This window comes from Pelagicoccus sp. SDUM812002, assembly GCF_031127835.1.
Classification (GTDB): Bacteria; Verrucomicrobiota; Verrucomicrobiia; order Opitutales; family Opitutaceae; genus Pelagicoccus.
Map to the genome: position 1 here is coordinate 1 of NZ_JARXHX010000020.1, position 25,361 is coordinate 25,361.

Sequence of the window (25,361 nt, forward strand, 5' to 3'; positions counted from 1 at the left end):
GCGACAAGAACATTACTGGTCGAAATAAAGCTCAAAAGCTGAACGAGGCCTTCGGCAAAGGTGCCTATGCGTATATCGGCAACGCTAGCGTCGACTTCAATGTCTGGGACGACGCAGCAGAGGTGGCGGTGGCGAGCGACTCTTCCCGCTTCATAAACTCAGTCGAGTCTCGATACAAGAAGGTCCACGCTTTCAAGCTTCCGGGAGCGTCACTAAGCACCATTGTGAAAGCAGTACGTTTGCATCAGTGGGTAAAGAACTCGCTACTGTTTATACCTTTACTTCTAGACCACAAAATCGCCGACCGGAGCATGGTTGCGGCGACGATCATAGGGTTCCTGTCGTTTTCCTTGATGGCATCTGCAACCTACTTGATCAACGATCTGCTCGACTTGGAAGCAGACCGAGCGCACCCCAAGAAGTCAAAAAGACCCTTTGCAGCTGGTACCCTCCCTGTGTCGAAAGGAGTGCTTTCAGTTGGCCTACTATTTGCCATATCGATCGCTCTCCTGTTCTTCGTGCCACCAGTGTTTTCGATCGTCGCTGGCGTATACCTTACATCAACGCTGCTTTACACGTTTCACCTCAAGTCAATGGTGGTGCTCGACGTGTGCCTTCTCGCTGGATTGTTCACGATTCGAGTCGTTGGCGGTACGGTTCTGATAAATAACGATTGGTCCTTTTGGCTCCTCGCCTTTTCGATGTTCCTCTTTTCAAGTCTAGCCCTCACCAAACGAGCGTCTGAGCTCTACCAGCAGATGAAGCGAAATGTTAGATATGCGGCTGGGAGGGCTTACCGAACGGACGACTACCCACTGATCGTTTCCATGGGCGTATCGAGCGGCTTTATCTCCGTGCTCGTCGTAGCCCTTTACGTGAATAGCAAGGAAGTCGTCCTGATGTACAAGAGCCCTGAAATGCTTTGGCTAGTCTGTCCCTTGATCTTCTATTGGATCGGTCGCATCTGGTTGAAAACGGTTCGCGGAGAAATGAACGAGGACCCTATCGTCTTCGCGATCAAAGACCGCATCAGCCACATCACAGCTGTCCTTACTCTAATTGTGATAGGAATTGCTTCTACTGGACTCCCCAACGTTTTCGGATAATCGGCAGCTCCAAAAAGAATTTAGGATGCATCAACCTACTAACCTCATGAATCGAAAATGAAAACGGTCGCCATCATCGGCGCAACCAGCGCAGTCGCCCAACAAATCTCTTTGATCCATGTTAAAGCGGGTGATTCGGTAGCGCTTGTCGGGCGCAACCAAGATGCACTCGGTGTCATCGCAGCAGATTTGAAACTAAGAGGCCCGAAAGAATGCCAAACATTTGCGGCGGACCTTGTCGATTCCGAGCGCCACGACGAGCTCATCTCTCGAATTTTTGACGGCGTTGGCGAACTGGATTGCGTCTACATTGCTCATGGAACGCTCCCCGACCAATCCGAATGCGAAATCGATTACGAAAAAGCGAGGCTTGCCTTCGACTCGAATTGCTTAAGCCACATCTCGTTGCTGACAAGCCTTGCCAAGAGGATGAAAGCCCAGAAACACGGGACAATAGCGGTGATTACGAGCGTTGCTGGCGATCGTGGACGCAAAAGCAATTACGTTTACGGAGCAGCAAAGGGAATGCTTAGCATATACCTCCAAGGGTTACGCAACGCCCTGTTCGAGCACAATGTACACGTGCTGGAGGCACGCCCTGGGTTTATCGACACACCGATGACCGCTCACATCGAAAAAAAGGGAATGCTTTGGGCTTCACCCCAAAAGGTGGCGACCGATATCGTTACCGCCGCTTCACGAAAAAAAGACATAATCTATACACCTTGGTTTTGGTCGCTGATCATGCTGATCATTCGATCCATTCCTGAGTTCAAATTCAAAAAGATGGGCCTTTAGCTCAAACACAAGTTACAATGTCGAAGTACATCCCTCTAATTTTGTTCACCGTCCTCACGAACTTTGGATCGCAGATCTTGCTCAAAAAGGGCATGACGAGCATAGACCAATTTGAAATCAGCCGCGAAGGGCTGACCAAATCGGCTCTAAATGTGGCATTCAGCCCATACGTTATCGCCGGTTTGCTCGTAATGGTGATAAGCATGGCATCCCATTTGGTAGTGCTATCGCGGGTAGACATCAGTTACGCCTACCCATTCCTTGGACTTTCCTTTATCCTCACCGCAGCATGGGGCCATTTCATATTACACGAAGATGTTAACCTGTGGAGATGGGCGGGGGTCGCATTAATTTCTTCCGGTGTAGCGTTGGTTGCCAAAAGCTAATTCAAAGGAGACCGAAAAAACATGAAGCATTTAATTTTTGGCGGAGATGGCTTTTTGGGCAAAGAGCTAACGAAGAAACTAATAAGCAAAGGGGAAAAAGTCGTTATTTTCGATCTCAAGAAGACCGAAGAGGCTGCAATCTACAAAAGCGACTTGGTGACTCATATCGAAATGGACGTCACCAAAACCGAAGATTTTGCGTTGGTTGACATTCAGCCCGACGACGTACCTTACCACTTTGCGGCAAGGTTGCTTGTGCCAATCCTGCCACGAGGAGAGCGCAAAGAGTACTTCTGGACGGCACTCTATGAAGGGACAAAGAATGTGCTAAGCTTCCTTGAGAGGAATAACTGCAAACGCATGATCTACTACACAACGGATATGGTCTATGGCCATACCGTTCATCATCCTCGCTTTGAAGATCATCCTCGTGCACCTCTCGGTCCCTACGGAGACGCTAAACTCGAAACAGAGTACCTGTGCGAAGAGTACCGCAAAAAAGGCTTCAATATTACAATTTTCCGTCCGCGACTAATCATTGGCCCGGGTCGCCTCGGCATTCTCGAAAAGCTTTTCAAACTCGTTGATGCAAACCTTCCTGTTCCCACAATTGGGAGTGGAAAGAACTACTACCAGTTTATCTCAGTAAGCGACTGCGCGAACGCAGTCATCTGCGCAGTGGAGAATGGCATCCCCAACGAAGCCTATAATTTGGGTTCCCTCAATCCGCCAACCGTGAACGAGCTGCTCAAAAAACTGATAAATCACGCCAACAGCAAATCGTTCCTAATACCTACACCAGCAGGTTTAGTAAAGTTCACGTTAGACCTTTTTGATCGTGTCGGAAAACCGATAATGGATCCCGAGCAATACCTCATTGCGGATGAAACATGCGTACTCGACGTATCAAAAGGCGAGCGCGACCTCGGTTGGATTCCGCAAGACACTGATGAAGACATGCTGATCGCAGCTTACAAGACCTATCGAGAAGGCTTGGAACAGAAATAATTCGCCAACGCTGCAATCGAAAAAGCTGAGCTTAGATCGAATTTTACGACTCGGATTTAAGACTTCAGAACGGGGTAGGTGCGGAACCTTTGATGATCGGGTACTTTATTAACCCTTAAGCTGCAAATGAATCTGACGTTAGCGTTGGAGACAGATCGTAAAGACGAACCACGCACAAATGACGAATGCCGCAAAAATCCTTACCATCCTCTCGCTTATAGTGGGCTCAATTGCCTACGCAGACTGGAAATCAGACTACAAACTAGCACCCGGATTCTCTCTTTCGATCGACACCGAAGGTTTCCAACTTCCAGTAGCAATAGCATTCGTTCCCGAACCGGGTCCTAAGCCCGAAGATCCTTTGTACTTCATAACAGAGCTACGAGGTAAAATAAAGGTCGTAACTAACGATAGAACCGTCCACGTCTTCGCTGAAGAGTTCTACCCAGCTGAGGTTGAAGCAGAACTCCCAGATATACGAGGAGAGGTGGGCCTTGCCGGAATTGCTCTAGACTCCAAGAATGGGTACGTGTTCGTCAGCTACTGCTTTATAGACGGAGCGGGGCTCTATCGTAATGCAATAAGTCGTTTCGAGACAACACCTGGCATCTTTTCAATCAAACCAGAGAGTCATAGAACAATAGCTCCCGTTTTCAATCACCACCTATCCCAAGTGTCTCATCAAATTGGTCCAATGTTAGTGGTTGAGGATAAACTCTTCGTTTGCGTCGGAGATGCTGAGGTAGCCTCAAACTCACGCGACTTAGACAGTCCCATGGGCAAAATTCTACGCTTTAACCTAGACGGCTCTGTCCCCGACGGGAATCCACACGCATTGGATGATGATCCCATTAAAGCGAGAAACCTTATATGGGCGAGCGGCCTTCGAAACCCCTTTTCTATAACTCTTGCCGGAGAAAGGATTTACGTATGTGACAACGGTCCAAGTACCGACAGAATGGTAGAAATAATCCGAGGTACGGACTATCTATACGATGGAACCAACGACTCTTCTTCATCTAATGCGAGGTATGTTTGGAACAATGCAGTTTCCCCCGTACAAATGGACTTCGACCCATCCTTGGCTGAAAAGGCAGGATTCCCCAAACAGCTACACAATTCCGCTTACATAACGCTCTCTGGCGCTCCGAATTCTCCTTCCGGCGCTGGCAAGTGGGGACAAAAGTCCATAGTGGCGATCGGGATCGATAGCGACAGCGGAATGATAACACATACTCCGCAGCAAATATATGCTTATGATGGAACCGGAAGTCAATTACCAGTGGGCTTAGGATGGGGACCCGATGGCTTATATGTAGTGAACTTATTACCCGATTCAGAAGGAGAGTCTCGAATCCTGAAGCTTAGCTACGAGAATGGTGACGAGCACCCGAAAATAATCGCCCCAGATCCCTGGACACTGGTCCGACAATACGCATGCGTTTCATGTCACCAAATTGACAACATTGGAAACGGCCATGTAGCGCCTCAAATTTTAAGAGCGGGTATAACAGAGCGGCTCCTAGAGAAGCTAAGCTCTCCTGCTTATCTAGAGCAAGTAGATGAAATCGATAAATTGAACGCCAGTCCGTTCAACGAATACAGAAACATACGCAAACAAATACTCGAATCAGAGGGGCGTGAGAAGGTGCTCGAATGGGTAACATACCGAATAATGGAACCGCGTTTCGACCAGAAAACCATAGCTATGCCCAACCAAGGCATAAAGTATAGAGAAGCCCGACAAATGGCTGAGTGGTTGCTTGCCGTAGACGAGTATTCAGAAAACTCCGCAACAGAACAAATCAAAGCCCTCCTACCCTCCCCCAGCCACAAATCGATGCTAGCATTTTTCGCGATTGGTAAAATTGCCGGTATTGTATTGGCTTTCGTCGGAGTCTACTTTCTAATAAGGAAGAGAAGAGGCAAATAGAACAACCACCCCTACTCACGTTGATCCACGATCATGGAACTACGTAAACTAGCATCGCTCTAAGCACGCGTTCACTGAAAATGGGCAACAAACTAAGATCGAGAATCAGCAACTTCTCTCAGCCGGCAATTCTTAAGGCAAACTACTTGCTCAACAATTACCGCGAAGTCATATGGCTGATTGGAGATGGCAGAAGCGGTACGACCTGGGTGTCAGACATGATAAACCATGAAAGAAAGTATCGAGAAATGTTCGAACCCTTTCATCCTAAATATGTTCGTTCTTTGAGCTTTATTTCTCCACATCAATACATCAGGAAAGACGAATCCAACGAGAGGCTAGAACAACTCACCTCAAAGATTCTAAGCGGAAAATTCACCCACCCAAGAATTGATTCAGAAAATCGTTCCTTTCGCTATCGTGGTCTTTTAATAAAAGACATATTCGCAAATTTGTTAAGCCACTGGGCCACCTCTAAATTTCCAGAAGTCAGGCCTGTCATGCTGTTACGCAATCCGTTTGCAGTAGCTATTTCCAAATACAAAAAATCCGACTGGTATTGGGCGATTGAACCGAGACACCTTCTAAATCAGAAAAGCCTCCACAACGACTACCTACAGCCCTTCGAGGAAATAATAGCAAGGGTCAGCGACGAAAAAAACCATATACTGAACCTAATATTGATATGGTCTGTTATCAACTACGTTCCGCTTCGCCAATTTAGACCTGGAGAAATACATTTGTGTTTCTATGAACACATTTACGAGAACCCAACTTTAGAGATCAGAAAGATTCTTCAATTTGTTAGGCGTACGAAAGAAAAGCCTAAAATTAAGCTTCCGAAGGCGGTGATAGAGCGACCAAGCCGGGTTATAGGTAACGATAGTAATTTGCTCTCTGCGACAAGCCCCATTTCCTCTTGGAAAAACGAATTAACCCCCAAGTTGATAGATGAAGGCCAGAGAATCTTGCAGTGTTTTGGATTGGACAAACTCTACGATGAGAATTCGATGCCGAACGCAAAGGAGCTTAGGGCCATACTCGAATCTCCCGACTCGAGCCTTGATACCCAACCCAGAAGTGGAACATCCTTGTAGGAGCGATAAATGCGGATCGCGGACGAGGAACTCAGCATGCCTTCAATTCCCGCATCTAAGACGCGATGACGGACTTTTGCACGTCCAACGGAAACTCCGCCCAGAGCCCGTTTTGCAAGATTTGGCTGTAATGGCAGCATGAACAAGCGAATAGTCTTCTCCCTTCCGGACGCTTACCGTACCCCACATTCTAGTACTATTTTCCTTAGCGAGATTAAAGGATTAGTAAAGAACCAAGAAATAGTTACCCACTTCTGACAAATTGACCGAACCGCAGATCGTTAAGTCATCCAATGGTCAAATTTACGCTTCGTCAGCTCCTCTAGCCGTTTAATATCCAATTCAAGGAGGCGGCGAACGACCTCTCTAGCGGTTTCATCGAGTTCCGGCCTTTTTCCGAAACTCCTCGCCGAATTGTCTGTAAGTTTATTGAAAGCATTACGGGAAACCTTCTTAAGCAATCTCAAAGAAAGGCTTGGCTGGTCATATTTCGACAAACGCTTCTGCACTCCTCCGATAGATTTATTTGTGTGAATGGACGCCGTCTCAGGAAAACATCTGTAGTCGACACCCAGAAATGCGGAAACGTTCTCCAAAAAACTCTTCCTATCGTTTATAAAGGTATTAAATTCTTCGATAAAGATGGATTCCTCGCCAAAAGCATCGATATACGGAATCAGCTGCATGTAATAACGGGTGGTATTGATCAGCTTTGGACTGCCAAGAATTGACTCTTCAAGAGTGCAATCGATAAATCCACGCGCGTAAAGATGCATGTAGGCGGAAACGATCCGTTCGAAAGGGTCACGAATAAGGTAAATAAACTTCAGATCCGGATTATATTCGTACAAACTTTTAACTGTCCCCGAATAAATCTCTGGGAAATTTGTGTAGGATACGGAACCTTCGAAATGAATTTTTCCTGGGGCCCACTCAAAATGTGAGTGGTACTCGCCTATATTGTCCTGCCAGCGTGGGTTCGAACAAAAATAAACCAGCTCCTTGGGCGAAGAGCCCTGTAGCAAAGGATGAGTGTTTAAGACATCAAAAAGAGTTGTAGTCCCACACTTCTGGGAGCCTATTATCATTAAACCTACTCGCTTTTCCATTCTAGTGACTTAGTTCTCCTAAACGTTTCATATTATTTGGTTCAAACTGCTGACCTGATCGAATTTAACGACTGATATCTCCCAATTTCGAGAAATCACAATTAGTTCGATTTCAACCCCAGCTCGGAATGCATGCAAGCAGCTGAAATCCTATGCATTATGCTTTCGAGAGTCTACGGTTTCGAATTTTGAGTGGAGGGCCTCAGGATCGAGAACAGCCAAACAAGCGCTCTTGTTGACACGAATCAAATTTCCTAGACCCGAAGGGACGGAAGTAATCGAAACCATCCCTGCATGACATCGTATCCTTGGCGAGGTAGAGTCTTCCTTGATGTTTTTTTACGATGCTGTCCAACTCCCTCACGAGATCGGGTAGCTTCGAGTTCACTTTGAAGTCCAATGCTAAAGTATAGCCTTCAATAGGGAAAGAGTTGAAGGCATTCGGATTGTTTTTGCCGAATAATTTCAATACTGCGAGGAAGGAGCCTTGCCCGCTTCTGTTAATGGCGTCAAGTAATTCGCCCAATCCAGCTTCGCTTGAAGCTAGCGGTAGGGCCATCTGGTACTGAATAAACCCTCCTTTTCCGTATATTCGATTCCATTCTAGTATGCTATCTAACGGGTAGAAGAATGTGTCATAGTCTACAACATTCGAAATGGTTCGCTTCAGCTGTTTGAAATAGTACAAAAAGTTGAAAACCTTAACGGTATATTTGTTCAGAGTAAAATTCGGAAAGAAAAATGGCACAGTCTTCTTGCCTTTTCGCCTCAGGTTCAGTGGAGCACCTTTATGCTTGCCCGGAAGCTCATCAATTGTCGCATGCTCTCCCCGCATCATTATGGAGCGTCCCTGGTTCGATCCCTTTTGCAGGCAATCGATCCACGCAACCGAATACGTCCATTGCTTCGATTCCTCGAACAATCTCATTATCTCCTTGAGGTTCTTAGCTTTGATACAGTCTTGCGTGATGTATGCGGTTTCAATCGGCTTTAACTGAAAGGTTGCTTGAGTGATAATGCCCGTCAGTCCCATGCCACCCACAGTCGCCCAAAAGAGCTCCGCATTCCTCTCCCGAGAGCATTTCAACAGGTTGCCTTCTTCGCCGAGAAGCTGGAATTCCAACACATGCTCCGAAAAACAACCATCAACATGATGGTTCTTACCATGAACGTCAGCCGCAATAGCCCCTCCTACGGATACGAACTTTGTGCCAGGAGTGACTGGGAGGAAAAAACCTTGCGGAACGCTTAATTCAAGCACGTCAGCTAGGAGCGTCCCTGCCTGGCAGGTCATGATCCCCGTCAAATAGTCAAATGCTAGGATCTTGTTGTAGCTGGTCATGTCGATGACCGTATCACTGAGGGCAGCATCACCATAGCATCGGCCGTTTCCTCGTGCCAAAAGGCTGTCGCTGTCCTTGAAATCTCGCAATAACGCTGCTTCGAAAGCAGGGTGACTGACCTGAGCTTCAACTTCAGGATAATTTCCCCAGTTGCTGATAGTCTTTTTGTGGAATGACATGGTATCCTTTGCTGAATGGTGTTACCAGAGCTTTAATACGGCTCTGATCGCAAAGAATCAATACTTCGCGCCACAAAAAGAGGGTATGGCGGCTGCAAATGCTTTTGCAATCTCCGGTCGCTGAGCTTTCCTAGTTTTGAACACAACGATTCCTCAAACCGCTAAAGTAAGATTCGGTAAAACCGAATACGCCCCAGATGAGGCAAAAAATTAAAAAAGGCCATCCGGAGCGGACTTCCCGTTGCGTCTGTTATATCGTAAGCTGCGAGGCGTTGGCTCGAAAATCGAGCTTGCCCCACAGGCGCTTCTAAGCAATTTCGCTTAACACCGAACCGCTTGATTGGACATTTCGTAAAATGAAGGAACCTCAACCAAAGTCAGTCTCATTTTGTATACCCTGCAAGAACCGTTTGAGCTACATCAAAGAGACACTTCCGGTAAATCTGAATCACAATCGGAGGGATGAGGTGGAAACGGAATTTGTCCTCGTCGATTTTGCAAGCGAAGACGGTCTGTCTGATTGGGTAATCGAGAATTGCCGAGTAGAACTGGATTCTGGATACCTCAAACTTTTGTACACGCGCGCGATGCCAGGCTTCCACATGTCCCTTGCAAAGAACACTGCCCATGCCTTCGCGAGCGGAAAGATTCTAACAAGCTTGGACGCGGACAATTTTACAGGGCCCCGAGGGGGCCGATATGTCTACCAGACCCTTAAAAAGTGGGATTTCAAAGCGGTGCTTCACCAGTTCAGCGGTGAGTGGAGAGACGGCACTTCGGGCCGAACGTCCTACTGTCGCGAGCATTTCGTTGGCGTTGGCGGATACAACGAGCAATTGGAGCCTTTTGGTCACGAGGAGCTCGACCTGATAGCTCGAATGCGAGCGACATATTCAACAAAGGTCGTAAATGGGCTCAACACCTTGCTCCAACGCTTCTACTATAGAAAAATAAAGAAAGTTAAAAGCCACCCGCGCTACAACCGAGCTATAAAGTCACCGCCGACCGGCGGCGAAACCTACCGAGATGAAATGCAAAAAAGGAACCGGCTCCGAAGCGATCAAGATATCGCCGCGAGCCGATTCATAGCAAATGGCGGAGCTTTCGGAATCGTCGAGGACATCGAGCAGTGGACAAACGGAAGTTTCTCTCCCTGCGAAACATTGCTCCATGAGCGGGGCCTTCAACCCAAATCGAGCCAAGTGTGAAGTTCGAGGTGGGCGCAACTGATTTGAAAATGCGTAGTCAGTCATGAATGGTGGAAATCGCGCCATGACAAAGCATAAGCGTCTCTCGTCGCAGCTGCTCCCCCTTATCATCATTTTGATAGTCGGAACGGCCCTACGTTTCTACCATATAGGCGGCGAATCCCTGTGGCAGGACGAAGGAACGTCCCATGCGTTTGCCACAATGCCGCTAGGCGACCTGCTTGGGGAAAAAGGCAAGGCCGAAACAAATCCGCCACTGTACTATTTCTTGTTGCATCTATGGGTTCATATATTTGGAGACTCAGAGGCTGCCCTGAGAACTCCTTCCGCCTTGTTCAGCGTGCTCTCGCTAGTTTTCACCTACGCAGCTGGACATTGGTTCATGAATCGGCGAGCGGGGTTATTCGCCGCTGCAATTTCCGCAACGATGCCTTTCCATGTCGAATATGCTCAAGAAGCCCGAGCTTATACGTTGATGCTGCTAGGCGCGACAATCGCGGTGGCCGGCTTCGCCAGGCTCTTGAGAAACCCCGATTCCGCTGGCACCACACTCCGCCTCAACCGAGATTGGAGGGCATGGTCATTATATATACTGGGCACCAGCATTACCCTTTACGCCCATAACGCTGGAGTTTTCCTTCCGAGTTCGCTGACGATCGCCGCGGTCATCGCATTCTGCTTGAAGCCGAAGCAATTCGGAATAGGATTTGCAGCCAACTGGCTGGCAGCAAACGTGATCGTTATCCTGATATGGCTGCCTTGGATATTGGTGGTTCTCAACCAAGTGAACGACATGAGTTCCTTTTGGATTCAGCTGCCGAATCCGGTCGAGATACTAAATACGCCTTTGCAAATTTATCTGCCAATCCCCAACCCCGCTCGACTACTCTCGAAACTGGCCGTAGCCGTAGCGGGAATCGCATTTGCAGCATATTGTTTCCGAAGGAAACGATGGGATCTCTTTGCCGCCATGGCGCTCCTAACCGGAAGCGTGTTCGTGCAGGTATGGATCGCTAGCCTATATCAACCAATCTTCATCCCTCGTATCTTCGTCTGGACCCTGCCAATGTTTGCCCTCGCGATGGCAATAGGTACCGCATCGATTTCTAAGCCAAGCGCGAGGTACCTACTGGCAGGATGCTTGATCGCAGCGAACCTCCTGGCACTGCCTAAATACTATAATAAGCCTGACAAGGAATACTGGCGTCAGCTGGCCGAGGCCTACGAGCAAGTGGACAACAAAGAAACACTCACCTTGATCTATCCGGCCGATATTCACATGCCCTTGGGCTATTACCTCGGCCCCGCTCATTTGTTGGAAGAAAGTGCGATGGGGATTGTAAACAACGGCGACCCAATTAAGGTCTACGGGAGTCACTTGGTAGATAAGCTGGTCCGAGTTAACGAAATCCGTTCAAAGGTGAAAGAGCATCAAAGGCTGTTAATTGTAATCCGGGAAACAAAAACTACCGACGCAGCTGAGGTTTACAGCAGCCTTGAAACGGAGTTCATACTGAACACCTTGTACCAAAAGGGCCACCTTAGCATCACCGAAGGCATTACCCGTGAGATCTCCGCTACCCAATAACTGCAGAACTCCTCGGCAACTCGCTCCGGAGCGAAGGCACCGAATGGAACAGGGCTCCGATTTTCCTAAGGTAGATCGATAACCCTCCGAAGTACGTTATCGCGACCTCGTTCAGGCACTGAAGCCTTTGCGAGTAGCAAACAACCCGATGGCAATCTTAGGCTCCCAGCCGAGAGCCTGCAAGCGACAGAAAACAACGAATTACATTTTGATAGAGCTGAATCCCAATTCACCAATGCCTACCCTGAAGCCCCCAAACAAACAAGCCGTCATCGTGCTCGCGATTACGATTGGAGTGTTGTCACTGCTCTTCGTTACACCACTCCAGCACCTATGGGCGCTGGCTCGAAGCAGCGATCTCTATTCTCATGTCATCCTGATTCCATTGGTCTCAGTCTATCTGGCTTGGGATACGAATCGCTCTCAAGTGATCGAGCCCTCGAGACCTAAGCGATCCCTCGCTCTCTTCCCTATCGGACTCGGCCTCGTCTCATTACTCGCCTTCTTCCTTGGCTCTGAAAATCCATTGAATCCCGATCAAATCGAGGATTACCTTGCGTATTCAATTTTCTCTTACACTTGCTTCATCATCGCAGCAATCTTCCTGCTATTTGGAGTAAAAACAATCCAAAGCCAAATCTTTGCGATTCTCTTCCTCCTGCTAATAACTCCGTTCCCCGTCGCTGTAAGAGAGGGAATACAGGTGTTTTTTCAACACACGTCTGCCGAAGTCGCTTACTGGGGCATCAAGCTTATCGGCGTTCCTATTTTTCGAACGGACCTCATTTTCGAGATGCCTACTATTTCGATGGAGGTAGCACCACAATGCAGCGGCCTACGCTCTAGCTTAGTACTCTTCATCACCAGCTTGGTGGCCTCTTTTCTTTTTCTGAAAAGCCCTTGGAAACGGGCTATTTTCGTATCGCTCTTCATCCCGATCGGAATCCTTCGAAACGCCATCAGGATAACGGTGCTTGCGTGGCAATGCTACTACATCGACCCTGCGATGATAGACGGCTGGTTTCACAGGCAAGGTGGGCAACCGCTTTTCGCGGTGACACTAATCCCAGTTTTTATCGTGCTCTGGCTATTTCGCAGGTCCGAGAGCAAAGCTGCTGGAGTGTGACAACGAGAGTGACCAAGCCTCCGCCGGGCCCGCAAGGCGAAATCTCGGTAAGCGGCGCAAAGCTGAAATCCTGACAAAACTGAGCCTGCAAGTGCGCAATTGATAAAAAAGGTTCACTTCGACTCCGTCTCGAGGGATTCCTTTCATGTTGCTCAAGGAAAGACTCTCGTCTCGAATGGCTCTGTAATCGAGAAGCTGGCTAGTACCCGCACGTCAAAATGCTTCATCAACCTCCGTCGACCGTTGAGTATTGGAGAGACACCTTTCGGATTGAGTCGAACTTTGGTTAAACATTTCGCTTCGCTCACTAGAGGAAACCTGCTTGATCACTAAACGTTTACGCGAAGAAACCGACCTAAGACTGGAGAAGTAGCTCTACAAAGCCCTATCTTCGATATTCCGTCGCCCAAAAAAAAATTCCACATCCCTTTCGAATTCATGAATCCAAAATCCATAGCCACACTTTTCCTCGTAGGTATCACCTCCATTCTCTTATCAGGATGCGGAGGCTCCGATCCGGCGAGTCTCATCCAAAAAGCCGAAGACCAAGTTGAACTGGGCAAATTCGCCGAGGCTGAGATTCTCCTTAAGAATGTCTTGCGCGAGGATGAAAAAAATCCGCAAGCTCTCGCACTTGTTGGCGAAATCTACAATCAGCAAGGACGCATCCGCGATGCCTTCCAAGTCCTTACCGCCGTCAAACAACTAAACCCCGAGGACGCGAACAGTCTCGCCACCCTCGCGAGTATCGAACTGGCCGTCGGAATGCGCGAAGAAGCGCTCGTCGACGCCCGTGCAGCGCTAGAGATCGACCCAGGTAACGCCAACGCCCCCGTAATACTGGCCGAACTGTCGAGCTCACCGGCGGACAATGCTCAAACGAAAGAATGGCTCTTGTCTCTTCCTGCCACCGCTTCCATCCACGCGGCAATCGGCTCGCTCGAGCTCAGCTCCGGAAACACAGCCGCAGCAAGTAAGCGATTCGAACAAGCCATCGAAGCTGCCCCCGACTCTTACGTTGGGTATGCTGGCCGCTTCCAAGTTCTGCTTACGCAGAAGAAGCAAGAAGAAGCCATGGACGCCTTCGCTCAAGCCGCCCAAGCCGCCCCACCACGGTCTGGAATTCGCGTACGATACGTGCAGTACTTGCAGCAATCGCAAGGCGACGAGGCCGCCAAAACCGAGCTAGAGGAGATCTTAAACTCAGCCCCCGACTACCTCCCCGCCTTATCTCTAGCAGCTGAACTTGCCGCTAAAACGGGGAATATCGACGAGTCCAGGAAATTCACGGAGCGTGCGCTACGGCTCGACCCGATCGATCAAACCGCCCTTCGGATTAAAGGGACGCTCTTGATCATGGAGAAAAAAGTCGACGAAGCCATTACGCACCTCGAAAAAGCACTCGAATACTATCCAGACGACGCCAAAACAAATTATCAGATAGCCCTAGCCTATCTCGCCAAAGGAGCTTCCTCCAAAGCAAAATCCAGCCTGTTTCGCGTAGTGGAACGCCAACCAGGACACTTCGAAGCTACTGCGTTGCTCTGCACAATATTGGTTCAGGAGCAGGACCTCAGCGGAGCTATTGTTACAATGGAAGACTTCCTGAAAGTGAATCCGAATTCGTTACAGGGCTACCTTCTCCTCGCCGACGTCTATACCCGAAAAGGAGAAAACGAAGCAGCCTTGGCAATCTACAAGAAACTAGAAGAGGCTCAACCCAACAATCCTCAATTGGACTACCTCTCAGGGCTCTCCCACCTCAGGGGGCAGAATCGCAGCGATGCCCGTTCTGCATTTGAGTCCGTCCTCTCGGACAATCCATTGCATTTCCAATCCGTCGAACAATTGACCGCGCTCGACGTAGGCGAGCGCAATTACGAAGCCGCCTTAGACCGGATCGACCAAACTATAGCCGCATCACCTGGCACAAGCGTACTCCACACTCTTCGAGCTCAAATCTTGCAATCGAAAGGAGATACTGAGGCCGCGCTCAAAGCACTAGATACCTCAATCAAGCTCGACGGAAACAACAGGACAGCTCGAACTCTCTACGCCCGCATTCTACTCGCTCAAGGCAAGGAGGACGAGGCCTTGACCCAATACAGGGCGATGCTCGACAACAATCCTGACGATATCGAAGCGAGAATGACGATCGCCACTTTATACGAACGAACGAAGCGATTCTCATTGGCTGCCGAGGAATACGAACAGATCCTCAAAGTGAACGATGCTTCAATCCAAGCATTGAACAACCTCGCCTACCTTTACTCCACCGCTATTTCGAATCCCGAGCGAGCGTTTGATCTAGCAGAAAAAGCGAGAGCCTTATCCCCTGACAACCCCTACCTCGCTGACACTTTCGGTTGGATTCTATTCAAGCGAGGAGATTATACTTGGGCCAAAAACGTGTTGAGCGACAGCTATAGGAAACTTCAGGGTAACGCAGAGGTAGCTTACCACCTCGGCTCGGCACTTTATTACGTCGGAGAACTTGAAGCTGCCGAAAAGCATTTGAGAGATGCAGCTGAAAGCGAGCAGACGTTCGACGGTCGCGATGACGCCGTACGAAAAGTTCAATTACTCTCGATAGATACCACAGCCATAGAGCCGGCCGATTCCAGCTTACTCGAGGACGCCAGCCAAGACGGAGACCCGGTCGCTTGGGTTGTTAGGGCTCAAATCGATGAAGCCATGAAAAAGGATGGAGAAGCACTTTCTAAGTACCAGAAAGCACTGAAAATCAGCTCCGACCACCTTACAGCTCTACTAGGAGAAGCCCAGCTCCTCGCTGAATCAGGAAAGCTCGAGAGAGCCAGCGAACGGGTCGAGCGAGCTGCTAAGTTAAAGCCAAACAACCCTGCCGCAATATCTCTGCAAGGACAGATTGCATTCCTCAAAGGCGATCACTCAAGGGCCGTAAACCGACTATCCGAAGCTGCTCGAATCGCACCCAACAATGCAAGGACACAAAGATACTTAGCTCTTTCTGCTTTCGCGATCGGAGATATCCAAAGAGCGCGAGCGGCTGCAGCACAATCCTTGACCATATCAGAATCGGTTGAAATTTCATCGTGGCTTGCGGGGCTTGATGCACTTCAGGATCCCGATCTAGCGCCTTCATCAGAGTCGCTGCTACCAAAACCAATAAAGGACCTGATCGACGGCTTGCGGTCGCTGGAATCCGAAAACCTGTCAGATGCTAAACAGAAATTCGCTGCAGTCCTCGAAACCTACCCCCTGCAAATACAGGCAAAGCTCGGTATGGCAGAGATCCTCGCCGAGGACGCTTCCAATGCAGGCGAGGTGGAACGTCTCGCTGACGAGGTGCGAAAACTAGATCGCGTTAATTCTACCGCAGTTGCTCTTCAAGGGATTGCCGCATTTCAAAAAGACAAACCAGAACAAGCTCTCCAAATTTTGAATACGCTTACAGACGAGCAAGTATCCAAGCAGAGCCCGAGGATCCAAACAAAAATTCAAGAAATATTGTCCAGCAACAGCGGAAATTGAGTGCCGTTCACTCAATCTCCGATCATTTCTGTTAGCGGCCTAACGCTCTGCCAGCCCGATTTTCAGAACAGCCCCCTTCTAGTCCCTAAAACTCGTGGCTCTACCCGTACTTTTCTCATTCATCAGTGCGGCTGTTGCCGCTTCATTAGCCTTTACCGTTCCTCTCGGTAAGAACCGTGGGCTAGCGGGGTGGGCTTTCGCGGGCGTCATGCTTGCTCTCGCGACAGAGCAATTATTGGTTGGCCTCTCCGAACAAAGCAGCAGCCCCTTCGATGTTGATACTGTCATTCGATGGCGTTTCGCGCTGACCTCACTTTTGCCCGGTCTTTGGCTCCTTTTCTCCGCTACTTACTCCCGCGGCGAAGCGCGCAAAAATCTACGGAGGCGACTGCCCTTCGTTATTCTAGCATTCGCGATTCCCATATCGGTGGTTTCATTCGCCGAGGGTGAAATGGCATACCTAGTCGAAGACCCAGAAGACCCGCTTCAAGATATCTTGAAGCTAAACATAGCTGGCTTCTTCCTCCATGTATCCATGATGCTCGCCATGTTGGGAGCGATGGTCAGCTTAGAACGCACCTATCGTGCATCGGTTGGCACTCTACGCTGGAAAATTAAGTTCATGCTGTACGGCATGGGAACCCTTTACGCAGCGCGGTTCTTTACCAGCAGCCAGATCGTACTGACTCAAAGGATCGAACCTTCGCTCGAGAATATTAACGCCGTAGCACTGTTCGCGTGCTGCATACTGGTAGGACGCTCCCTTTTCAGAAAAGGCAGCTTCGAAATCGACCTCTACCCTTCGCAATCTATCATCAGCGGTTCGTTGGTTATTTCGCTGGCGGGCATTTACCTTATCGCAATAGGAGTTCTCTCGAAAGTTATCGTCCACTTTGGGGGGGAACAGGCTGGAGCAATCCAAACGCTCATCGTCCTCATCACCCTTGTAGCGCTCTGCGTTCTGGTACTTTCTGACCGCTTCCGTCAGCTGATACGTAGGTTCGTAAGTCGCAACTTTCAGAGACCACTCTACGACTACCGCACCCTGTGGCTAAAACTCACGGCTGCCACCGCTCAAAGCGTACGTCAAAAAGACATTTGCGAATCAACGGCCAAGCTACTCGCCGACCTCTTCGATACGAAGCTAACTAACATCTGGCTCTTGGATGCGAACGAGGGAAACTTTAATCTCATTTCGACAACGGATCAAGACGACGGCCATGTTGACAGCAACGGCGCTCACTCAATTCCATCCGATTCAATTCTCAAAAAACTGATCGATTCGCCCGAGCCTCAATCGATCGAAAGGTCAGGAGAAATTTGGATAAAACCGATCCTAGACAGCAACCCAAGCTCCTTCGACGATGGCGGAGATCGCATCCTGGTACCACTGACCGGCCAGGGGCGTGCTATCGGATTTATCATGCTCGGAGATCGCACGAATACGCTCGAATTCACCCAACAAGAATTCGACACACTTCGGTGTATTGGAGATCACATCGCAGCAAACATCCTAGGTGCTGCACTCACTCGCAAGCTTGAGGAATCCAAGGAAATTGAGGCCTTCCAAACGATGGCTACGTTCTTCGTCCACGACCTAAAGAATGCGGTTTCCACCCTTAACCTCATGCTTAAGAACATGCCACTGCACTGGGACAATCCAGAGTTCCGGGTAGACGCCCTGCGAGGTATTGGCAATACCAGCAACCGTATCACAGACCTCATCACGCGGCTCAGTCAAGTAAGGCACGGATTGGAGATCTCTCCATCGCCTACCGATCTTAAGAAACTGATCGACGCCTCAATTTCAGAATGGGAGAAGCCGGACGATATAAACTTCGAAACCGAGGAGACAGAAGGGATCTCGATCTCCGCAGACTTTGGCAAGCTGAAGAGCGTGGTACTTAACCTGTTAATTAATGCCAGCGAAGCTATGGACGGTTCAGGCAGCATTTCCGTTTCCACTCGAGTGACAGGAACAAACGCAGAAATTGTTGTTGCCGATACCGGCTGCGGCATGAGTCCTGACTTCATTCGCAACGGACTCTTTCGCCCTTTCAAAACCACCAAAAAGAGCGGACTAGGCATCGGTATGTTTCAAAGCAAGATGGTCGTAGAAGCTCACGGCGGAGCCATTTTCGTCGAGAGCGAGGAAGGGAAAGGAAGCGTGTTTAAAATACGGATACCAACTTCCGCTAAGGATTGAGTACCTTTTACACAAAGGCTCGCGCAACGAGCCCCGGTTTGAGTGCAACCTATTGGGCGACTGGCTAATGTTAGCTCATTTGAGTTTTCCATAACATGTGTCGTTGGAGAAGGGAGACGAGGCCTCGGTGACGGCAGGCGAGCCCCTCCTAACCTGTCGCATCATCTTGATTAAAAAGCCTGCTACAAAAAAACCTTCATATTCCCTCCTTTGGAACGATACTGTAAGGTAATCCGACAGTACAGACACCCGAGTCAGCACCGCAACCTTACTCCAGATCACTCTTCCATCTATGCCTGCTAGTAAACCTAAGCTACTGATCGTCGACGACGACGAAGAAATCCGCACCCAAATGCGTTGGTCCCTCGGAACTGAATATGAGATTTTTCAAGCGGGAAATCGGGAGGGTGCTATCCAGCAATTTAAGGAAAACACACCTCCTGTAGTGCTTCTAGATCTCGGCCTGCCGCCCCGTCCGAACTTAGTAGAAGAAGGCATGAACACCTTGGCAGAGATTATGCAAATAGCTCCCAAGACCAAGATAATCATCATATCTGGCCAAGGCGAGCGAGAGAATGCCCTCGAAGCCATCGGTCGCGGGGCTTACGACTTCATGTCGAAACCGGTCGACACAGATGAGCTTCAGCTCGTCCTGAAACGTTGTTATTACGTTGCCGATTTGGAACGAGACTACGTTTCCATGCAGCGCAAACTCAACGTGGACGCTTTCGAAGGTATGCTCGGCACCAGCGAGCCGATGCAAAAGGTCTTCAATCTTGTTCGCAAAGTGGCTACGAGCGACGCTCCCGTAATGATCCTCGGCGAAAGTGGCACAGGCAAGGAGATGGTTGCCAACGCTATACACAATCGCTCTAGCCAAGCGGACGGTCCTTTCGTCGCCATAAACTGCAGCGCGATTCCGGAATCGCTGCTCGAAAGCGAACTTTTCGGCCATGAGAAAGGCTCATTTACCGGGGCCGATAGCTCTCGCGTTGGTAAGATCGAGCAGGCCTCGGGTGGTACACTCTTTCTCGACGAAATCGGCGAAGTTCCGCTCAACGTGCAAGTCAAACTCCTAAGGTTTCTTCAAGAAAGCTACATCGAGCGAGTAGGAGGACGTGAACAAATCCCCGTCAAAGCCCGTATCGTCGCCGCCACAAATGCGGATTTGAAAAAAGGTATGGCGGACGGAACCTTCCGCGAAGACTTTTATTTCCGTCTTTCAGTTGTTGAAATCGATCTTCCACCACTTCGGGAAAGAGGGGAAGATATAGACTTCATCGCCACCAGCTTCCTCAAGCGTTTCGCCGCAGAAGCAGACAATGGTGCACTCACCTTTAGCACCGCAGCCCTCAAAGCAATTCGAGCGTACCCTTGGACCGGTAACGTACGCGAACTGCAAAATCGGGTGCGAAGAGCGGCCATCATGTCAGAGGGCAGCAAAGTTTCACCTGAAGACCTGCAGCTTCCCTCCGACCGTCAGGTTCCTTCAGGCACCACACTCAGAGAAGCTCGCGAAGCCTTGGAGAAGGAGATGATAGAAGCCGCTCTGAAAAAGCACAAAAACAAGGTCACCGCAGCCGCAGCCGAGCTGGGCATCAGCCGACCCACGTTTTACGAGCTTCTAGATCGACTCGGCATCAAGAGATAGGGCAAGGAAGCACTCGACATTTCACGTACGACTTACTGGTATCCTTAGCCTTTGGGCCGCCTGGTCACCCGGAACTTTGACTGGGAGGCGCAAAAGTACTAGTTATGTGTGGAATAGTTGGATACATCGGGCACGAAAATGCAGCCCCTATACTCTTGAACGGTCTCAAACGCCTCGAATATCGCGGCTACGATTCCGCCGGCATGGCGATTTGGCAAAAGGATGACTCGATTCTTCTTACTCGACGCGTCGGCAAGGTTGCGAACCTCGCAGCCGCCCTCCCTTTGGACCATGACGATGCCGGACTCGGCATCAGCCATACGCGCTGGGCAACCCACGGTGGAGTAACCGAACCCAACACTCACCCTCACAGCTCCTGGAATGGGCTCATCCACCTCGTGCACAACGGGGTCATTGAAAACTATGAACAGCTGAAAACCACGCTAGCTTCTAAAGGCGTACGTTTTAGCAATGAAACCGACTCCGAAGTCCTTTCCAACCTGATCGCTTACAACTTGGAAACCTTGAAAGAAGGAATCTCGGAGAAAAGTGTGTACAAAGCGATCCGCACCAGCCTCGCGGCAGTCGAAGGGACCTACGGCTTAGCTATAATCTGTTCGAAACTTCCCGGTGTACTTTTCGGAGCTCGCAAAGGAAGCCCACTCATCCTCGGCGTGGGCAAAAACGAGATGATGCTCGCCAGCGACGCCAGCGCTATCCGAGCCCGCACGCGAGAGGTCGTCTATCTCGACGACAACCAAATCGTCACCATGACGGAGGACAAGTTCAACATAACCACCATGGAAGAGGCGGCGGTCGTCCCAGAGATCAGCACAATTTCCTGGAAGGACGAAGATGCAGAGTTGGGCAATTTCGCCCACTACATGCTCAAGGAAATTCATGACCAACCAAGCGCGCTAGAAAACGCATTCCGAGGGCGCCTCGACCTGACTGAAGGTACCTGCAAGTTTGGTGGGCTAAATCTTTCCCGCCAAGACATCCGTCACATCGACCGTATTCTCATCGTAGCCTGCGGCACAGCATGGCACTCCGGATTAGTTGGAGAGTATTTGATCGAACGCTATGCCCGAATTCCCGTGGAAGTGGAATATGCTAGCGAATTTCGCTACCGGAATGCGCCTATGGACAAGAACACCTTGGTCATAGTGATTAGTCAAAGCGGTGAAACCATCGACACGTTGGAGGCGCAGCGCGAGGCCCAACGCAAAGGCTACCACGTGATCGGTATAATAAACAATGTCGGCTCTACCATCGCGCGAGAAAACGATGGAGGAATTTACCAGCACTCCGGACCTGAGATTGGGGTAGCTTCAACCAAGGCGTTCACTTCCCAAGTCCTCATCCTCTCCATGCTCTCTTGCTATCTAGGACGTACACGTGACCTTTCCTATGCGGAAGGTTGCAAGATGGTGAAGGCAGTTCAGGAGCTCCCCGCCCTCGTCAAGCAAACCCTGTCGCTTGCTGACTCCCTCAAAGCGGTCGCTAAGGACTTCGCTAAATATCAGGACTTCCTATTCCTCGGCCGATTGGAAATGTTTCCCATAGCTCTGGAGGGCGCCCTGAAGCTCAAGGAAATCAGCTACATCCACGCGGAGGGCTATCCCGCAGCAGAAATGAAGCACGGCCCGATCGCCCTCATTTCCGAAGATTGCCCGAGCGTAGTGATCGTGCCAGACGACGAGACCTTGAGGAAGAATCTTTCCAGCGTCCAGGAAGTCCGCGCCAGAAAAGGTAAGGTTATCATCATAACGGACTCGCACGAGATCCCCTCCTCGCTTGCCGATGAGATTATTATCGTACCCAAGGCCCACAATTGCGTCCTGCCAATTTTGATGACTATTCCACTGCAGCTCCTCAGCTACTACATCGCGGTTGAGCTCGGCAAGGACGTGGACAAGCCACGTAACCTCGCGAAAAGCGTTACAGTCGAGTAAAGGCACAGAACAGACCTCTCCGTGCGGCGATTGAGAATAAAAAAGAGGCAGGACAATTGTCCTACCTCCCACGATCGTTCGTGCTTTTCAGCTTGAGAAAGCAGCTACTTGATTAAGTGCCTCAAATAGGTCGCGTAACTCGTCTTGCCCAAGAATTGGATACGCTCCTCTAATTGCTCGCGGGTGAGCCAACCCTTCTCATAGCCGATCCCTTCAAGGCACGCCATCTTAAGCCCTTGCCGCTCTTCGATCACCTGAACGAACTGGCCGGCCTCCATGAGGTTCTTATGCGTCCCGGTATCCAGCCAAGCGGTACCGCGGCCGAGCAGTTCCACATTCAAGGCACCCTTTTCCAGATAGATGCGATTCAGGTCGGTGATCTCCAATTCGCCTCTCGGCGAAGGTTTCACCTGCTTCGCGTACTCGACTACCTTCTCGTCGTAAAAGTACAGGCCAGGCACAGCGTAGTTGGACTTCGGTTCCGTTGGCTTCTCCTCGATGGAGATGACCTTTCCGTCAGGCGCAAACTCCACAACGCCATAAGCCGTCGGATTCGCCACGTTGTATCCAAAAATAGTAGACCCCTCCGCGCGAGCGTCCGCATTCTTGAGCGTACGCACCAACTCATGCCCGAAAAAGAGATTGTCTCCCAACACGAGGGCTGCCGGGGCTCCGTCCAGGAATTCCTCCCCGATCAGGAAGGCCTGCGCGAGGCCGTCGGGACTGGGCTGGACCTCGTAGCTGAAATTGACCCCGAAAGCGGACCCGTCGCCGAGCAAGCGCTCGAACAGCGGCGTGTCCTGCGGGGTGGAAATGATCAGGATATCCTTGATTCCCGCCAACATCAGGAGGGACACAGGATAGTAGATCATCGGCTTGTCGTAGATCGGCATCAGCTGCTTGGATACGGCGATCGTGCAAGGATAAAGGCGGGTTCCGGAACCGCCCGCGAGGACGATCCCTTTTCTTGGTTTGGAAGACATAATAATCTAGGCTCGAGAGAATCAGCTGTTTCCTAGGCGCTCGCGGGCGTACTTCCTTTCGGCGATGTCGCGGCACCAGTCCTGGTTGTCCAAGTACCACTGCACCGTCTTGCGGATTCCGCTGTCGAACGTCTCGGCGGGAACCCAGCCGCACTCCTTCTCGCTGCGCTCGCAGTTGATGGCGTAGCGGCGGTCGTGCCCAGGACGGTCCTTCACGTAAGCGATCAGGTCCTCGTACTTCTCGATACCTGCCGCTTGGGCGTTGCGGTTCTCCGACACGGGCGCCAGCTCGTCGAGCAAGGCGCAGATACGCTTCACGATCTGGATGTTCTCCATTTCGCTGCGACCGCCGATGCAATAGGTTTCGCCTAGAGCTCCCTTCTCCAAGGCCGCTAGGATCCCCGTGCAATGGTCCTCAACGAACAGCCAGTCGCGGATCTGCTTGCCGTCGCCGTAGATCGGCAGCGGCTTCGCCTCGAGGGCGTTAAGGGTGACCAAGGGGATCAGCTTTTCGGGGAACTGGAAGGGACCGTAGTTGTTGGAGCAGTTCGTGGTGACGACCGGCATCCCGTAGGTGTGGTAGTAGGCTCGCACGAGGAAGTCGCTGGAGGCCTTGGAGGCCGAATAGGGACTGTTGGGAGCGTAAGGGGTCGTCTCGCAGAAGGCTGGGTCGTTCAGGCCGAGCGTGCCGAACACCTCGTCGGTGGAAACGTGAAGGAAGCGGAAAGACTCCTTCGCCTCTCCTTGCAAAGTCGCCCAACGGCGACGAGCCGCCTCGAGCATGCGAAGGGTGCCCGTCACGTTGGTTTCGACGAAGGGCTCCGGCGTGTCGATGGAACGGTCCACGTGGCTCTCCGCCGCGAAGTGCACGATGGCGCTGACGCCGTGCTCCTCGATGAGCGAGCTGGTCGTATCCTGGTCCATGATACTGGAATGGGAGAAGACGTAGGCTTCGGACGATTCGAGGTCGCTGAGGTTGGCCGGGTTGCCCGCGTAGGTCAGCGAGTCGACGTTCACGACACGGTCAAAGCCCTTGGCCTTGAGCAGCTTCGCGTCGTCGCGAAGCAGGACGCGTATGAAGTTGGAGCCGATAAAGCCGCAGCCACCGGTTACGAGGATAGAGTTCATAGGAGAGAATTTTCGACCGCGAAGGCAGCGGCATCGGGCGAGCCGTCGCCTGGGTCAGTTTCGGATGTTTTGAGCGAGTTAAATAGAGTCTGGCTGCCCGAGGGCTAGGCTTTCCGCCAGTTCCTGAGCGACCATTCGAGAGCTTCTTCGACAGGACGCATGACGACGCCAGCGTCGCGAAGCTTGCTGTCGTTCAAGACGCAGTTCGAGCGGGGCGTCTTGGCAGCCTTCGACATGAAATCCGCTTCATCCTCGAAGAACTGGAACTCCTTGCCGTTCACGCCGGACTTCTTGATGAGGTCCACGACCTGCGAGGTCTCGACCGCGCCAGGATTGGTGACGTTGTAGATCCCGAACGGGACCTCCTTCTCCACGCACTCGTAGCACGCATTCACGAAATCCTCCAACTGGCTGAGGGAGTTGGTCGCCTGCAAGAGCGTCGCGTAGGTCTGGACCTTGGTGAGGTAGTTGCGAGGGTTGTCGATGTGGTTGAAAGGTATCCGCAACCTCCATACGTAACCTTCGGGGGACGACTCGTGCTCCCACGAGGGCCACTCGCCTTCTCCGCGGGCCGCTTCGCGGTAGCCGAGGACTTCTTCTCCCAGAGCCTTGGTCCCGCTGTAGAACGAACAAGGCGGCCTGCGGAAGGAAAAGTTCGGCGCGTCGCTTTCGAGCCAGCCACCGCCGCCCGGGCGCTCGCCTCCGAAGATGCATCCGCTCGAAACGTGGCCCCAACCGATTGAAAGGTCGGAGCAGACCTCACGTATCAAGCCTGGCAATACGGCGTTGCCGTCTAGGCAGTTGCCCTTGTCCAGCTCGCAGGCGTCCACGTTGGGCTTGCCGGTGTAGCCCGCGCAGTTGACGAGGAAGGTCGCTCCCATTCCCTCGAGGGAATCGGCAAAGGCCTTTTGGGACCCATTAGCGATCTGCCGACCGCTAAGCGCTTCGAACGCGACGCCCTTGCCCTCGAGCAGTTGACGGAATGCAGTGCCGACATAGCCGGTGGAACCGATGAGTGCTATCATGAGTATATTGCAAAAGTTA

Annotated in this window: 18 protein-coding genes; 13 read left to right on the forward strand and 5 right to left on the reverse strand. The window is 50.8% G+C overall.

The features are described from left to right. The 6 genes from QEH53_RS20000 to QEH53_RS20025 all read left to right on the forward strand — a co-directional run. On the forward strand, nt 1-1,106 hold a 1,106-nt coding region (locus QEH53_RS20000), incomplete at its 5' end, for a UbiA family prenyltransferase (RefSeq protein WP_309024996.1). Between the two features lie 57 nt (nt 1,107-1,163). Continuing rightward, complete coding sequence (locus QEH53_RS20005; protein WP_309024997.1) at nt 1,164-1,904, forward strand: SDR family oxidoreductase; 741 nt, start codon at nt 1,164-1,166, stop codon at nt 1,902-1,904. A 17-nt stretch (nt 1,905-1,921) separates the two neighbouring features. Then, on the forward strand, nt 1,922-2,290 hold the full coding sequence (locus tag QEH53_RS20010) for an EamA family transporter (RefSeq protein ID WP_309024998.1): 369 nt from the start codon (nt 1,922-1,924) through the stop codon (nt 2,288-2,290). 21 nt (nt 2,291-2,311) lie between these two features. Next, nucleotides 2,312-3,298 carry an NAD(P)-dependent oxidoreductase gene (locus QEH53_RS20015; protein WP_309024999.1) on the forward strand — a complete coding sequence of 329 codons (987 nt, stop codon included), beginning with the start codon at nt 2,312-2,314 and terminating at the stop codon, nt 3,296-3,298. Between the two features lie 178 nt (nt 3,299-3,476). Beyond that, the gene (locus tag QEH53_RS20020) at nt 3,477-5,231 is read left to right on the forward strand and encodes a PQQ-dependent sugar dehydrogenase (RefSeq protein WP_309025000.1); all 1,755 of its coding nucleotides are present in this window, start codon (nt 3,477-3,479) and stop codon (nt 5,229-5,231) included. A gap of 80 nt (nt 5,232-5,311) precedes the next feature. Further along, the gene (locus QEH53_RS20025; protein ID WP_309025001.1) at nt 5,312-6,328 is read left to right on the forward strand and encodes a sulfotransferase domain-containing protein; all 1,017 of its coding nucleotides are present in this window, start codon (nt 5,312-5,314) and stop codon (nt 6,326-6,328) included. Nucleotides 6,329-6,609: 281 nt separating this feature from the next. Here the strand turns inward: QEH53_RS20025 and QEH53_RS20030 are convergent, their stop codons facing one another. After that, a complete protein-coding gene (locus tag QEH53_RS20030; RefSeq protein ID WP_309025002.1) occupies nt 6,610-7,437 on the reverse strand; it encodes a sulfotransferase in 828 nt (275 codons plus the stop codon). A 202-nt stretch (nt 7,438-7,639) separates the two neighbouring features. Next, on the reverse strand, nt 7,640-8,959 hold the full coding sequence (locus tag QEH53_RS20035; protein WP_309025003.1) for an FAD-binding oxidoreductase: 1,320 nt from the start codon (nt 8,957-8,959) through the stop codon (nt 7,640-7,642). A gap of 356 nt (nt 8,960-9,315) precedes the next feature. Between QEH53_RS20035 and QEH53_RS20040 the strand changes: the two genes are divergently transcribed. From QEH53_RS20040 to glmS, 7 genes are all read left to right on the forward strand, one after another. Then, nucleotides 9,316-10,167: a glycosyltransferase gene (locus tag QEH53_RS20040; protein ID WP_309025004.1), complete on the forward strand. Its 852-nt coding sequence runs from the start codon at nt 9,316-9,318 to the stop codon at nt 10,165-10,167. Nucleotides 10,168-10,231: 64 nt separating this feature from the next. Further along, nucleotides 10,232-11,755, forward strand: coding sequence for a glycosyltransferase family 39 protein (locus QEH53_RS20045; protein ID WP_309025005.1), 1,524 nt, complete (start codon nt 10,232-10,234; stop codon nt 11,753-11,755). Between the two features lie 235 nt (nt 11,756-11,990). Further along, nucleotides 11,991-12,881: a VPDSG-CTERM-specific exosortase XrtC gene (gene xrtC, locus QEH53_RS20050; protein WP_309025006.1), complete on the forward strand. Its 891-nt coding sequence runs from the start codon at nt 11,991-11,993 to the stop codon at nt 12,879-12,881. Nucleotides 12,882-13,319: 438 nt separating this feature from the next. Further along, entirely contained in the window at nt 13,320-16,394 is a 3,075-nt protein-coding gene (locus tag QEH53_RS20055) for a tetratricopeptide repeat protein (protein ID WP_309025007.1), read from the forward strand. A 94-nt stretch (nt 16,395-16,488) separates the two neighbouring features. After that, nucleotides 16,489-18,600, forward strand: a complete 2,112-nt coding sequence (gene prsK / locus QEH53_RS20060) for an XrtA/PEP-CTERM system histidine kinase PrsK (RefSeq protein ID WP_309025008.1) — start codon at nt 16,489-16,491, stop codon at nt 18,598-18,600. A 292-nt stretch (nt 18,601-18,892) separates the two neighbouring features. Continuing rightward, nucleotides 18,893-20,251 carry a PEP-CTERM-box response regulator transcription factor gene (gene prsR, locus QEH53_RS20065; protein WP_309025009.1) on the forward strand — a complete coding sequence of 453 codons (1,359 nt, stop codon included), beginning with the start codon at nt 18,893-18,895 and terminating at the stop codon, nt 20,249-20,251. A gap of 104 nt (nt 20,252-20,355) precedes the next feature. Then, nucleotides 20,356-22,206 carry a glutamine--fructose-6-phosphate transaminase (isomerizing) gene (glmS, locus tag QEH53_RS20070; protein WP_309025010.1) on the forward strand — a complete coding sequence of 617 codons (1,851 nt, stop codon included), beginning with the start codon at nt 20,356-20,358 and terminating at the stop codon, nt 22,204-22,206. A gap of 104 nt (nt 22,207-22,310) precedes the next feature. On the opposite strand, the gene rfbA is transcribed toward glmS, so the two are convergent. The 3 genes from rfbA to QEH53_RS20085 form a co-directional block, all read right to left on the reverse strand. After that, complete coding sequence (gene rfbA, locus QEH53_RS20075) at nt 22,311-23,189, reverse strand: glucose-1-phosphate thymidylyltransferase RfbA (RefSeq protein ID WP_309025011.1); 879 nt, start codon at nt 23,187-23,189, stop codon at nt 22,311-22,313. 21 nt (nt 23,190-23,210) lie between these two features. Beyond that, complete coding sequence (rfbB, locus tag QEH53_RS20080; RefSeq protein ID WP_309025012.1) at nt 23,211-24,317, reverse strand: dTDP-glucose 4,6-dehydratase; 1,107 nt, start codon at nt 24,315-24,317, stop codon at nt 23,211-23,213. Nucleotides 24,318-24,421: 104 nt separating this feature from the next. Continuing rightward, nucleotides 24,422-25,342 carry a sugar nucleotide-binding protein gene (locus QEH53_RS20085; RefSeq protein WP_309025013.1) on the reverse strand — a complete coding sequence of 307 codons (921 nt, stop codon included), beginning with the start codon at nt 25,340-25,342 and terminating at the stop codon, nt 24,422-24,424. Nucleotides 25,343-25,361 lie beyond the last annotated feature (19 nt).